The organism is Elizabethkingia bruuniana (assembly GCF_002024805.1).
GTDB lineage: Bacteria > Bacteroidota > Bacteroidia > Flavobacteriales > Weeksellaceae > Elizabethkingia > Elizabethkingia bruuniana.
The window spans coordinates 2,769,195-2,783,220 of sequence record NZ_CP014337.1 but is presented as its reverse complement, the minus strand read 5'-3'; the positions used below and the strand labels follow the sequence as shown (position 1 = coordinate 2,783,220).

General features: G+C 36.5%; 11 protein-coding genes and 2 pseudogenes. 7 read left to right on the top strand and 6 right to left on the bottom strand.

The window, feature by feature from the left end; all coding sequences use genetic code 11:
- Positions 1-82 precede the first annotated feature (82 nt).
- Positions 83-976 carry a helix-turn-helix domain-containing protein gene (locus AYC65_RS12905; RefSeq protein ID WP_034866714.1) on the bottom strand — a complete coding sequence of 298 codons (894 nt, stop codon included), beginning with the start codon at positions 974-976 and terminating at the stop codon, positions 83-85.
- A gap of 569 nt (positions 977-1,545) precedes the next feature.
- Here AYC65_RS12905 and AYC65_RS12900 point away from each other — a divergent pair.
- From AYC65_RS12900 to AYC65_RS12890, 3 genes are all read left to right on the top strand, one after another.
- Positions 1,546-1,761, top strand: a complete 216-nt coding sequence (locus AYC65_RS12900) for a hypothetical protein (protein WP_052114597.1) — start codon at positions 1,546-1,548, stop codon at positions 1,759-1,761.
- Between the two features lie 75 nt (positions 1,762-1,836).
- Positions 1,837-3,570, top strand: a complete 1,734-nt coding sequence (locus AYC65_RS12895; RefSeq protein ID WP_034866892.1) for a fibrobacter succinogenes major paralogous domain-containing protein — start codon at positions 1,837-1,839, stop codon at positions 3,568-3,570.
- 545 nt (positions 3,571-4,115) lie between these two features.
- Entirely contained in the window at positions 4,116-5,696 is a 1,581-nt protein-coding gene (locus AYC65_RS12890) for a helix-turn-helix domain-containing protein (protein ID WP_034866717.1), read from the top strand.
- 11 nt (positions 5,697-5,707) lie between these two features.
- On the opposite strand, the pseudogene AYC65_RS12885 reads toward AYC65_RS12890, so the two are convergent.
- From AYC65_RS12885 to AYC65_RS12875, 3 genes and pseudogenes are all read right to left on the bottom strand, one after another.
- Positions 5,708-6,328 (bottom strand): annotated as a pseudogene (locus tag AYC65_RS12885) (class I SAM-dependent methyltransferase).
- A 49-nt stretch (positions 6,329-6,377) separates the two neighbouring features.
- Positions 6,378-7,427, bottom strand: coding sequence for a bifunctional transcriptional activator/DNA repair enzyme AdaA (locus tag AYC65_RS12880; RefSeq protein WP_185097698.1), 1,050 nt, complete (start codon positions 7,425-7,427; stop codon positions 6,378-6,380).
- Positions 7,428-7,552: 125 nt separating this feature from the next.
- On the bottom strand, positions 7,553-8,122 hold the full coding sequence (locus tag AYC65_RS12875; protein WP_034866720.1) for a dihydrofolate reductase family protein: 570 nt from the start codon (positions 8,120-8,122) through the stop codon (positions 7,553-7,555).
- A gap of 199 nt (positions 8,123-8,321) precedes the next feature.
- Here AYC65_RS12875 and AYC65_RS12870 point away from each other — a divergent pair, with 199 nt between their 5' ends.
- The 4 genes and pseudogenes from AYC65_RS12870 (at position 8,322) to AYC65_RS12855 (ending at position 12,149) form a co-directional block, all read left to right on the top strand.
- Entirely contained in the window at positions 8,322-8,915 is a 594-nt protein-coding gene (locus tag AYC65_RS12870) for a TetR/AcrR family transcriptional regulator (RefSeq protein WP_034866897.1), read from the top strand.
- Positions 8,916-8,961: 46 nt separating this feature from the next.
- On the top strand, positions 8,962-10,134 hold the full coding sequence (locus AYC65_RS12865; RefSeq protein ID WP_234300334.1) for an acetyl-CoA C-acyltransferase: 1,173 nt from the start codon (positions 8,962-8,964) through the stop codon (positions 10,132-10,134).
- A gap of 23 nt (positions 10,135-10,157) precedes the next feature.
- A pseudogene (lpdA, locus tag AYC65_RS12860) lies at positions 10,158-11,558 on the top strand (dihydrolipoyl dehydrogenase).
- Between the two features lie 117 nt (positions 11,559-11,675).
- The gene (locus AYC65_RS12855; protein ID WP_034866723.1) at positions 11,676-12,149 is read left to right on the top strand and encodes a PaaI family thioesterase; all 474 of its coding nucleotides are present in this window, start codon (positions 11,676-11,678) and stop codon (positions 12,147-12,149) included.
- Positions 12,150-12,254: 105 nt separating this feature from the next.
- Here the strand turns inward: AYC65_RS12855 and AYC65_RS12850 are convergent, their stop codons facing one another.
- The gene (locus AYC65_RS12850; protein ID WP_034866724.1) at positions 12,255-13,523 is read right to left on the bottom strand and encodes an acetyl-CoA C-acetyltransferase; all 1,269 of its coding nucleotides are present in this window, start codon (positions 13,521-13,523) and stop codon (positions 12,255-12,257) included.
- A gap of 68 nt (positions 13,524-13,591) precedes the next feature.
- Entirely contained in the window at positions 13,592-14,017 is a 426-nt protein-coding gene (locus AYC65_RS12845) for a nuclear transport factor 2 family protein (protein WP_034866725.1), read from the bottom strand.
- Positions 14,018-14,026 lie beyond the last annotated feature (9 nt).

The window sequence follows — 14,026 nt, the reverse complement described above, 5'->3', positions numbered from 1 at the left end:
TAGCCTTATTAAAATTTATCCGGAATGATTTGTTTGTGTGGTGTTAGTATTGTTTTGGTGTTGGTTATAATCTGATTATAAGTTAAAATGTTTTATCATCTATTTTGTATTCTGAAGGAGACTTTCCAGACTGTTTTTTGAAAAACTTACTAAACATAGCCTGATCACTAAAACCAACCAGAGCAGCTACCTCACTTATATTGGCATTTGTTCTTTTTAACAAAAGCTTAGACTCTATAATAATTGTTTGATTAATAATGTCCTTAGGCGTTTTGTCCATTGTTTTTTTTATAACCTTACTTAGATATTTCCGTGTGATAAATAACTGTTCTGCATAAAACTGTACACTATGCTCGAATCTGTATTTTTCTTTTACCAGTGTGAAAAAATTTGTTGTAATCTCTTCATCTCTGGACAGTAGATTTCTGGAATATCCGTCTTTTTTTATGTAATTCGACAATTCGAACAGGATTATTGAGAAATGATGTGAAATCATATCTTCCATAAAGTATTCCTGAAGTGTATTGTTGTTCAGCCGGCTTATCTCTCCGATATGAAACTTCATCCGTGCAAATAATCCGGGTTGACCGTTGATAATTAACGAATCTCCCTGTCTGAGTTCTTTTAACAGATTGTGATAATTGAAACCTGCCTGGGTAATGGGTTTTTCTGTAAAAAGAATATACGAAGCGACATAGTCATCGGATAGATACTCAATAGAAAAAGTTTCCAGTATTGGGGAGAATAGTATATCTCCGGCATAAAGTGTAAGGTATTCACCATTTGAAATATAGCTGACAACACCAGACTTTACCAATATCACACAAAAGGAATCGGATCTGTATAAAGAGTTTTCTTCAAGATGGTAGTCCTGTTTGGTCAGGTCATAAGTGAGGATATCTTTGTTGATAACCTGCAGCTTTAATATTTCGAGAGCATCCTGTAGCGTTAAAAATGAAATGAAATCCCTTTCCATCCGGAAAACTTAGTACTACAAAAATATTTATTTATTTTCAGAATATCAGCGAAATACATTTTTATTATTCCTGTTTGTGTGATTTCTTCTAAAAAAGCACAAATTATCCACTCTTGTGTAGGAACAAAAAGAACTCTTTTGTTAATCGTGACTATGAAGGATTTTAGCAGGATTCAGAGACCAGCGTTTCAGTTTATATACAGATGTAACAATTTCCGGTTTTTCAAAAGTATATTGTTAATAAAGTTTATTCCTATTTCTGAATAATTTCTGCCTTACATCTTTAGTGTTATATGTTAAAACTTTTCGTTTTCCGAATTATGATATTTTATAAAGATTACTGTGTAATGCTTTTGAAGTTCTTTTTTTATGTTTTTAACGTGTTGTTTTTCAAGGTTTTGTATTGTTTTATGCTGTTACCGTTTTGCGCATTATGGTAATACTAACACTTCTTTAAGGGAATTGGTCATTCTAGTTTTGTAATGCAGGCGGAGTGCTTAAAATATATTTTAAACACCTATTGCTTTTACAAACAGACAACAGAATTTAATGAATCAAACCAAATCTGAATGAGAAAAAACACTTTAAAAAATGAAACAACTACAATCGGTGAGAAAGCTTGCTATGTCTACCCTGAATTGAAAGTAATTTATATTGAAATGGAAGCCGGAATTGCAGCAAGCTCTGCAACATTAAATCCGGGAGATGCAGCATCGCCTGGTACACCTCAGATCGATGACTGGAACGACAACGGGAATGTAGGTGATAAGAATTTTGATCTTTAAAATATATTACAGAAACATGCTTTTGTAGTGATGAAGTCAACAATTATTACAATCCACAAACAAACACCGAATAATATGAAAAATATTTATATCCTGAACAAGATAAACAGACTAACAGTATTAAGTATCATAACAACTCTTTTTATCTCATGTTCGTCCAGAGACGAAAGTCCTGTGAACCCTGTACCTAAGCCTGCAGAGGGCACAGTTTTAACTTTTAATATTGAAGGGATTGCAGAAGAGGCTAGTGTTGCCAATATTGCCGCTGCTTCTGTAAATAATAGAACAGGAGGCTTTTCTCCGATGACAGCTTTGGCTAAAAATGAAATAATATCTGTTGGAGGCTTTGATGTTATCACAAGAGCTGAAGGACAAACAGCTTCTGGAAATTCTGTATTAGCAGCCACTGCATCATCCTTTTCTTCTGGTGCACGTGTACTCGCAGCCAATACACCAATGCAAAACGGCATTAAATACCGTTTGTTAGTTTATGATGCGGTAAGCAATGCTCTTGTAAAAGATGTAGACGGGACAGCCGGAACGGCTCCGAGTATCCAGGTAGATGGAGGTAAGCTGTACAAATGGTATATTATTTCTACTAATTCTACGATATCTCCTACGGTAAATACATCGACGGGAATGGTATCCGGAAGTACACTTGCTAATAAAGATATCTTATACAATCAGGGAGTTGTAAGTACCCAATACGGGCAAAATAATCTGAATATAGTGTTCAAGCATTATACTTCCCGTATAGATGTAAACTTAGACACCAGAGGAATGTTTGGTAGCATCAACAATACATCCACTCTGGAAGTAGGAACAGGAACAGGAAATAATTTTGCCGGGATTATAAAAATAGGAGACCTTAATTTGTTTACTGCTCAGTATTCCAACTTACAAGATGTTCCGGCTGTTACTGCAGCTAATATGATAAACAAAGCCGGAGCCGGAGGTGCAGCTGGTGCAACTAAAACGGCAACTTTTTATACGGTAAGCGGTACATTTGTGCCCGCTAATAATCTTAGACTAAGGCTGGGACAGTTGGATATTACAATGGATAATAACACTACCAGAAGTTTTACCAATAGTATTGTACCCTATAGTAATGTGGCATTTACACCAGTTTTATCAAGCAGATATAACATTAACGCTCAGTTGATAGAATCCGGAGTAAAAGTGAAGGGGTTGTTATGGGCACGTACTAATCTTACGTACAATACCTCTCAGTCCGATCAATACAGATTGAAAGTTAACAATGAATATTCGGATCCTGATAAAGATTTAGATTATTGGAACTGGATGTCAGCAACTCCTACAGGTTCTTCTTCTGATAACGTAGATCCGTGTTCCAAAATTTATCCTGAAAATACATGGCGTATGCCGACAAGTGATGAGTATAGCTTGCTCGGAGATCCTGATCAGAAGAATGAAAACTATGGTCTGCTGGTAGGTGCTGTTTATAGTGCTGTTTGGAATCTGGATGCCGGGAATAGTGTCAATACTTCCTATCCGGAAAAATCTCAGAATCTTTTTATTCCTTTGTATGGCTATCGCACAACACCTGGATTTCTAGGTTCTTCTATTAGTGACTCTCCCGTAGGATTGGTAGCAGGTTTGTTGGGTGCAGGTTCTGCTTATTACGGAACCAGTACAGCGGCGAGTACTTCCAATGCAAATTTCTATTATATCAGATATTTCAGGCTTGCATTTTTGGTTGGCTGGAGTAATTCGGAAATAAAAAATGCTGCAAAAACCGAAGGGCGCTCTGTACGCTGTGTAAGACGTTTATCTGTGCCTAATACATAAAAACACAATTAATATATCAATTAATAATTTCATCATCATTTGTTTATAAACTGGGTGACAGTTTTAGCGGGCAACCAGAATTTTATCAGGTTGTCCCGTTTTTGCAATTGTTGGTATGAATATCGCTGGAAAATAATCAGTATCCGAAAACTATTGTTATTCGATTACTGAAGGTGGGCATCTATTCTTTTACAAATTTTATTTTTAGAATAATCAGGTGAAAATAATTCTGTTTTTATACTGAAATTTTTAATATTTTGTAATTTTAATTATAAATGAATTATTTTTTTGAATATTATAATTCCTAGATTTATTGTTGCGGATCTATAGTAGGCAGGGATTCTCAGTTATACTATATATATTCATATACAGATTAAAAATGTGTAGTGTATTAATATTTCCACAATTTTCGATTTAGTAATAATATATTTTTCAATTTTCTCATCTATATGGAGTGCTGTCCTATAAGGTAATGAGTATTGTTATTTTATTAATAATAAATTCTTATTCGTCTGAAATTAAATTTAAATGCTAATTGACTAAATATGAGGAAGGTTGTTTTAGCAGTTTTCTATTTCTTAATAGTTTTATCATATGCCCAAAATAAAAATGGCAGTACGATTGTATATGATAAAACAATTCTGATGACGTCACAGAATGACTTCCTGAAAGCATTGAAGGCAGCAGATTCTTTGTATGTAAAAGCAGAAACACCATTGTTAAAGACGAAGAGTCTTATGCTTTCTGCTCTCCTTTACCACCGGTCCGGAGATATTGGTAAATGTATAGAATATGCTCTGAAGGCTGAAGAAACTATAGAACAGACAAATCTGATTGAATGGAAAGCTCAGGTTTACATTTTTCTGGCAACCCAGTATCGCATTCTAAAGCTCTATAGCCATTCCCAAAAATATATGGATAAAGCTTTTAATACCAGTAAAATAATACATAATAAAAATGTTACAGGTTCCATAAATGGCTTGATGTGGCAGGAAATTGCTTATTATCAAATTGAAAAAAAAGATTACAGAAAATCGATAGAGAGTGTACTGAAATCACAGCAATTCTTCAACACATCAGGGTATCATGATGATTTCTCGGAGGCTAGTAACGAACAAATTTTAGGGCTGAATTACTATCATCTGAATGAGTTGGATACTTCACTCCGGCATTATCGGAAAGCTCGGAATTTGGCGAAGAGTATGCCGGATTATTGCATTAAAGGTTTTATATGCAATGGACTGGCAAGGGTGTATCTGAATAAAGATAACCTGAAGCAGGCTAAAAAATATGTGGAATTGGCTTCGGCAATAGCCAATAAATCAAATTGTCTTCAGCTAAAGAATGAAGTATATGATACTTTTCACCGGTATTATACTATTGTGCAGGATGTAGAAGGACTTGCAGTAATACAAGAGAAAAGAGATTCGGTAACAGACCTTCTTACAAACAGATCCAGTATGTTTATCAATGATTTCTACCAAAAAATGGATAAAAAAAATAATATCCTTCAGCAGAAAAATCATGTTAAAAACTGGATTATTATAGTGATATGTTTGGTCTTAATGATCAATATAATCTACTTTACCCAGTACAGGGAAAATTTTAAAACGACATTTACCAGATTTAACCGCGTTTTGAAAATGAAAATTTCCGAAAAGAATAAGCCAAAGGAAATTCATAACGACTCTGCTGTAACAGTCAGTATATCGGAGTTGAAGACTGCTGAAACAGATGATAGCGAAACAGGAATAATAATGACGCATGCTACAGAACAGAAATTACTATTGCGTCTGCGGGAGTTCGAAAACTCTACATTATTTACAAAGAAAAATATCTCGCTTTCTTATCTGGCAACTTATTGTGGAGCGAATACCCGGTATATTTCTTATATCATCAATACCTACAAGAAAAAAGACTTTAATAACTATATCAATGAATTACGGATAAAGTATATAGTGTTTAAGCTTGAAAAAATACCACATTACAGAAAGTATAAAGTGGCCACATTAGCAGAAGAAGCGGGTTTTTCCTCTCCGAATAAATTTGCAACTGTATTCAAAAAGGAAGTTTCTGTCTCACCCTCTTTGTACATAAAACACCTGGATGATGTAGCAGCCGGATAAAAAATTGATTATTAATTTGTTCGTTTTTTAAAACTACAGAATATAAAGTTCTGCGATGTGTTGAAAGGAGTTGTATGGTTTTCGGTCATACAGTTTAGTTTATCAAATTTATCTTCCAGTTTTAGAGACAAAGATTCTTCATCATATTGTTTAATTTCTAACCCGCTTCATTTGGTGGGTCCGTTTACAGAAAATGTTCCGATAATCATATAGCCGGTAACATAACGCTCAGCGATGCTTATATATTTTGCAATCTGTTCCGGGGTTGTCAGAAAATGAAAAGTAGCCCTGTCGTGCCAGATATCATAATGGATTTCAGGAGCGAAATTGGTGATGTCACTTACTATCCATTTTACTTTTTCAGCATCTTTTCCGAGACGCATTTTTGCTCTTTCCAATGCTTTTGCAGAAATATCCAGTACAGAGATATTTTCATAACCTTCATGAAGGAGGAAATCGACTAAATTACTATCACCACCTCCAATATCAATTATGGATGCGGTTTTGTCTGGCCCGAATGAATGTATAAAATCCAGTGATGTTTTTGGAACTTCTTGTGTCCAACTTACCTGATCCGGATTTTTGGTTTCATAAACGGTTTCCCAATGATTTTTTCTAGTTGAATCTTCCATATCATGTAATCTTATAAATCAAATGTACGGAATCCGGCAAAAGTATAAACTAAAAAAGTGATTGTTCTCCTCTTTCCATTTCCAGAAGATATTTCTTTCGCCAGATACCGCCGCCATAACCGGTAAGGTTTCCGTCCGAACCAATAACTCTGTGACACGGAATAAGGATAGAAATTCTGTTCATCCCATTGGCATTGGCTACAGCACGGACGCTTTCAGGACTGCTGATGGCAATAGACTGTTCTTTATAAGATTTTGTAATTCCATAAGGGATATCCTGAAGAATTTTCCATACTTTATTCTGAAACTCTGATCCCAGTGGATGCAGCGGAACCGAGAATATTGTTCTTTTTCTGGAAAAGTATTCCTGTAGCTGGTTTTCCAGTTCCTTGAAGAATTTATTATATCCCTGTACAATTACAGCATTATGAATTTTTGCAATCGTTTTCAGTTCGGTTTCCAACATTTTCCGGTCACTAAATTCCAACAAACAAATACCTTTTTCAGTCGCACAGGCAATCATAGTTCCCAGAGGTGTTTCAATTCTTTGGAGATCGATAATATTCTGTTCTTTTCCTTTTTTGGGAGATACACCAAAAATGTTTTTAAAAGAATCTCCAAATCCGCTTAAAGATTCAAAACCTGCATCGTATGCAGAATGAGTGATGCTTTCACCACTTTGAATTTTTTTGAAAGCAGAATTTATTCTGAACATCCTCTGATATGCATGAAAAGTTATTCCATAATTTTTTAGAAACCACCTCCGTATGCTGCTGGGTTCCATTCCTCGCTTTTTGAGATCGAAATCCTTAAATTTTAGAGAAGGATCCTGCTGAAGCTCATCCATTATTTTCTGAATGTCTTCAGGAACCTGATGAAGCTGTTCCATAGGTTTGCATACCTTACATGGTCTGTAGCCACTCGTAATGCAGTCTTTCACGTTTGTGAAAAAATCTACATTTTCTATTTTAGGCTTTCGTGCGGTACAGGAAGGCCTGCAAAATATGCCGGTTGTTTTTACGGCTGTAAAAAATATACCTTCAAAAGAGATGTCTTTAGAGACGATCGCCTTGTACATAATATCTTTGGTCAGTTCCATAATTTTAATTTTATACAAAGTTATCGGGTACAGTACCAGACGGACAACCGAAAAATTGACAGGTATTTTTTGCAGATAAATTTATCCTGCTTTTTCTTGCCAAAGATATATTATTAATAAAGAATCTAGTGTTTACCGGTAAGACATTTTAAAGCAACTTCGCCATTAGCTAATGGTGTAATCCCTGAGAAAAAGAATTCCTGTCTGTCATAGTTTCCTTTAAATAACGGAATGCCATCTCCTAAAATTACAGGATACAGAATAATGTGATATTCGTCTATAAGATCAAATGGTAATATGGATTGGAACAGTGCCGGACTTCCGAATATGACAATGGATTTGCCTTTTTTCTGTTTTAGTTTCCTTATGTATTCTGGTATATCCTTGTGTATGATTGCTGTACTTTTGTCCGGAGCATCTATTGTTCTGGATGCAATTACTTTCCGGGTGGAGTTGTACCATGTTGAATAACGCACTTCGGAAAGGCTGGCTTCAGGCTTTTTAAATGCATCTGGCCAATAAGTGTTCAGCAGCTGAAAAGTTGTTCGCCCTGCGAGAATTGTATCAGCATCTTCAGCAATACTGCAAACATAATCCAGATTATTACTGCCGGGATTTAAACCATCAAAACTTCCGTCTGTATTAGCAATATAGCCATCCAGAGAGGTGTGTACAATGAAAATTAACTTACGCATAACAGATATTTTTTTTGAGATAATAAAATTATTCAATATCAGATTCAACTTATATTGTCCTATGGCAAGAATTTAATTTTATTCTCTGATTTACAATAAGTAAATAATTATTATGGATCAACAAAGAGATAATTCTTTTTTAAAATATACCAACTGGTATATTTTGTTTGTATATTTGTCTTATAATTTTGAATGGGAAATGAATAAAGCTGAAAAAACGAAACTATTTATTATTGAGAAAACAGCTCCGGTATTTAATACAAAAGGATATGCGGCCACATCGTTGTCGGATATCACGGAAGTGACCGGATTGTCTAAAGGTAGTATTTACGGGAATTTTGACAGTAAAGATGAGGTGGTAACTGAAGCATTTAAATACAATGCAGCTCTTTTATACAAAGGATTTGAAGAGGCTATGAGTACTGCAGAAAATGCTTATCTGCGTCTGCGTGCTTTTGTTAATTTTTACAGAAATAACTGGGATCAGATATACAGTATCGGCGGATGTCCAATGCTGAATGCTGCTACGGAAGCCGATGATCATTTGTTATTCCTTCAGGAAGTTGTGAAGAAGTATTTTATGATCTGGCACAAAAGAATTGTCCGCATTATTGAAGAAGGAAAAGCTGAGGTTACTTTTAGAGCAGATACCAATGCGGAACAGTATGCTTATACGATTATGATGCTGATAGAGGGAGGAGTACTATTGTCCAGAACTCTGGGAAGTACAACACAACTAAATATTGCGCTGGACCGTATTTTGAAAATTATTGATGAAGAAATAAGAGTCTAATTTTTTTAATTAAAAATATACCGATTGGTATATTATGCAATTTGATATGGAAAATGTTTTTATTGTAGCAGCTAAACGTACACCTGTCGGCGGACTGCTTGGTAGTCTGGCTTCTTACACTGCTACTCAACTTGGGGCTTTAGTTATTAAAGCTATTTATAATGAAGTACAAATACCTGAATCTGCTGTAGACAGTGTGTATTTAGGAAATGTTCTGAGCGCAGGTGTCGGACAGTCACCAGCTCGCCAGGCTGCCCGATTTGCTGGTGTCCCGGATGATAAAGATGCAACCACCATTAATAAAGTCTGTGCTGCGGGAATGAAAGCTGTTATTTTCGGAGCTCAACAAATCCAATTGGGTATTGATGATTTGGTACTGGCAGGCGGAATGGAGAGCATGAGTAACACACCGCATTATGTTTATATTCGGAATGGAAACAAACTCGGACATGCAACACTTACAGATGGTATGATTAAGGACGGACTGTGGGATGTCTACCACGATTTTCATATGGGAAATGCTGCAGAGATCGGTATCAGACACTTTGGCTTTTCACGGAAAGAGTTAGATGATTATGCACTAAACTCATATAAACGTGCACAGGAGGCTACGCAAAAAGGAAAATTTAGCAATGAAATCGTATCAGTACCTGTCCAGCATAAGAAAGAGGAGAGCCTCTTTATAGAAGATGAAGACATATATAAAGTAATTCCTGAAAAGATGGCCAGCCTGCCGCCAGTATTCGAAAAAGACGGACTTTTGACAGCTGCAAATTCCAGTAATCTAAACGATGGCGCATCGGTTCTTTTACTGGCTTCGGAAGATGCTGTTGCAAAATATAAGCTGAAACCTTTAGCTAAAATTATTGGTTATGCAGATGCCGCACAGGCTCCGGAATGGTTCACCACTACACCGGCAGTAGCAATTCCTAAAGCACTGAAGAAAGCAGGATTACAATTAGAAGATATTGATTACTATGAAATTAATGAAGCTTATGCTTCAGTCATTCTTTCAATGCAGGAACTTTTAGGGATTTCTCCCAATAAGATTAATGTTTATGGTGGGGCAGTAGCTATTGGACATCCGATAGGAGCTTCCGGAGCAAGGATACTAACAACTCTTACACATGTATTACAACAGGAAAATGGAAAGTATGGTGTAGCGGCTATTTGCAATGGCGGTGGTGGAGCAAGTGCTATAGTAATAGAGAGAATGTAAGAAAGAATTAAAATAAATTCAATATGGAAAATTATGATGTTACCGTTATAGGTTCAGGTCCCGGAGGATATGTGGCAGCTATAAGAAGCGCTCAGTTGGGGTACCGTACATTGCTGGTAGAGAAATATAATACTTTGGGTGGTACTTGTACCAATGTGGGATGTATTCCTACAAAAGCTTTGCTGGACAGTACCCATCATTATTCAGATGCACTGAAGAAATTTAGTCAGCACGGAATTAACGTGGACACAATTGGGTTGGACTTCGGGCAAATGTTCAGGAGAAAAGCTGATGTTGTTCAAAAGAATACGGAAGGACTGGAATTTCTGATGAAGAAAAATAATATTACCTGTGTAACAGGCACAGCTTCTTTTGTGGATAACTCGACAATCGAAATCCGGTATGAAGGAACTGTGCAAAAAGTAACTTCTAAAAATTTTATTATTGCTACAGGTTCTAAGCCATCGGCTTTACCCGGAATTAATATAGACAAAGAAAGGATTATAACTTCTACGGAAGCATTGACTCTGAAGGAGCTTCCCAAAAGTATGGTTATTATTGGTGGTGGAGTGATTGGTGTAGAAATGGCTTCCGTTTTTAACAGATTAGGAACTGAGGTGAGTATTCTGGAATATGCAGATTATCTGATTTCAGCAATGGACCATGAGCTGGGGAAAACACTGCAAAAAATACTGAAGAAAGACGGGATGGATATTCGCCTGCAGCAGGCAGTTTATAAAGCTGAGAACCTTGGTAATTATACAAAAGTATATTTTAGAGACAAAAACGGAACTGAAAATTCTCTGGAAGCAGACTATATATTAGTAGCCGTGGGACGGAGACCATACACTGAAAATCTGGGTCTTGAAAATACCGGAGTGAAGCTGGATGAACGGGGATTTATTATAACAAACGAAAAATTGTAGACTTCGGTTCCCGGGATATATGCTATAGGTGATGTAATTGGCGGTGCAATGCTGGCGCATAAAGCTGAAGAAGAAGGTGTTTTTGTAGCAGAAACGATTAATGGGCAGAAACCTCATATTCACTACGGACGTATTCCTTCGGTTGTTTATACATGGCCTGAGGTAGCCTCTGTAGGTGCTACAGAAGAAGAGCTTAAAAAGAATAATATAGATTATAAGTCCGGAAAGTTTCCTTTCTCAGCCAGCGCAAGAGCCCGGGCTTCTATGAATATGGAAGGTTTTGCAAAGGTATTGGTAGATCCTAAATACGGTGAAATTCTTGGCGTACATATCATTGGTCCAAGGGCTGCGGACAGTATTGCTCAGGCGGTAGTGGCTTTGGAATATGAAGTAACTGCTAAAGACATGTTCAGTATTTCATATGCTCATCCGACTTATACAGAAGTGCTAAAAGAAGCTTATATGCTAGCATATGGTCAGCCGGCAATTAATATCTGAAAAGCTCTGGAGTAATGTATTTTAGCTATTGAAGCTATATATATTTAAAATACCCTTTCAAAATTTTCATAGCTATTATATAGTAGATTTGTTTCACACCAGATTATTACAAAATATATGGAAAAAATACCTGTACTGGACTATCTTAAAAAAATTGTGAACCAGGAATCTGTTGAAGGATACAATACTTTCTTGCAATATCCGACAGCTATTTCGGAAACATTAAAATTTAAGCTTACGGGAATTGATAATGGAGAAGCTCATGTTTCTTTAAAAACTGATGTGAAAATTCATGCAAATCAACAAGAAACTGTACATGGCGGAATGTTGTGTGAGTTGGCAGATGCAGCTATAGGAACAGCGCATTCCACTGTAATAGAAGAAGGGGAGAGCTTTACCAGTATCGAGCTGAAAATTAATTTTTTCAGACCTGTATGGAATGATACGCTGGTTGCTTATGCAAAACCCGTTCAAAGGGGCAGAACAATTACAGTTTATCAGTGTACCATTGAGAATGAAATGGGTAAACTGGTGGCAACGGTTCTGAGTACGGTGATGACTTTGCGTGGAGACAAGGCAAAAGGAAGATAAAATGTGTAAAAAGACAAAAAGTAATAGTAATAAGTTAAAGTAGTTTAAATTGTAAAAAGGGAGGCTGTTAACAGTCTCCCTTTTTCTATCTTTTTATTCTGAAATTTATTTTTCTATAATCATGGTAACTCCCTGTCCACGGGCTGCACAAATAGAAATAAACCCTTTTCCACTGCCTTTCCCATTCAGAAGCTTAGCCAGTGTAGCAATAATTCGACCACCGGTAGCTGCAAACGGATGAGCAGCTGCCAGACTACCACCTTTTACATTTAATTTTTCAGAATCGACTTTTCCCAGGGCATCCTGTAAACCAAATTGTAAAGCCAATTCTTTTGTTTCCCATATTTTCAGCGTTGCCAGAATTTGTGCGGCAAAAGCTTCATGAATTTCATAATAATCAAAGTCTTCTAGCTTCATATTTGCTTTTTTCAGCATTCTGTCGGCTGCAAAAACAGGAGCCAGAAGCAGATTTTGTCTGTTCTGCACATATTCAATGCCGGCAAGTTCTGCATAAGTGATATAAGCCAGAATCGGAAGACCGTTTGCTTCAGCCCATTCTTCACTGGCTAGTAGTATTGTTGATGCTCCGTCTGTAAACGGAGTTGAATTACCGGCAGTGAGCGTCCCGTTCTTTTTATCAAAAGCTGGTTTTAGGGATGCAAGTTTTTCCAGACTGGTATCTCTTCGAAGGTTGTTATCTTCCTTTACATTCAGATAAGGAGTGATCATATCTTCATAAAATCCTTCATCGTAGGCTTTGGCCAGTTTTTGGTGGCTCTTTAAAGATAAAGCATCCTGCTCCTCTCTGGAGATCTGGTAATATTTAGCTGTTAGCTCAGTATGTTCACCCATTACCAGTCCGGTCTCCGGTTCCTGGCCTTTGTAGGGGATAGGAAACCAGTCTTTTAGTGAGGGCTTGAATAATTGTTTTATTTTACCAAAAGTGCTTTTCTCTTTATTAGCATTCAGTAAAGCTTTTCTTAACCGAAGACTGCTTTCAAACGGAATATTGCTCATCACTTCTACACCACAGGCTATGCCACAGTCAATTTGCCCGAGAGCTATTTTGTTCGCAATATAAATAGCGGCCTCAATTCCTGTATCACATGCCTGTTGAAGGTCACAACCTGGGGTTGCCGGATCCAGATTGGTTTTCATTACAGTTTCCCGGATCAGATTACTTTCGGATATGTGCTTAATAACAGCACCTCCGGCAACTTCGCCTAATAATTTTCCCTGAAGGTTATATTTGTTAATAAGTCCCTGAAGAGCGGAAAGAAGAAGATCCTGATTGGTTGCATTGGCAAAGACGGTATTGTACCTTACAAAAGGAGTTCTGTTATAGCCGACTATTGCTACTTTTTTAACATTCATGTTATTATTTTTGAAATGTATTAAAGTTACGAAAAATATACCAGTCGGTATTTTAATTGAATGTTATTTTATTCCGTTAATGCTATGGAAGGAATACAGCTTCCACCAATTACTTTTAGTTCATTTTCAATTCTTTTCCAAAAACGGATATAGCGGTATTGGGTTTCAAAACTGTTTCCTCTGAATTTTCCTTTTAATATTATGGTTAGCGTAATGACTGCTGTATCTTCTATAATATTCAGGCTTTCTGTTTGAGGAATAAGCTCTTCAATTTCTATTATACCCTCTTTATAATTTTTTAAGTCCTGTTCTTTGGTGATAACTTCTCCGGTAGGAATAATAAACAATAAATCATCATGAAGCAGCAAGTCAAGCATGGTCGTGTCACTTTCTTTCATGGCTTTGTACAATCTGTTTTCATAGGCTAATACATTTTCCACAGAAACTTCGGTGGGATATGTAGTGTTACCAATAAACGATACAAGGCTGAGCATAAGCAGTGG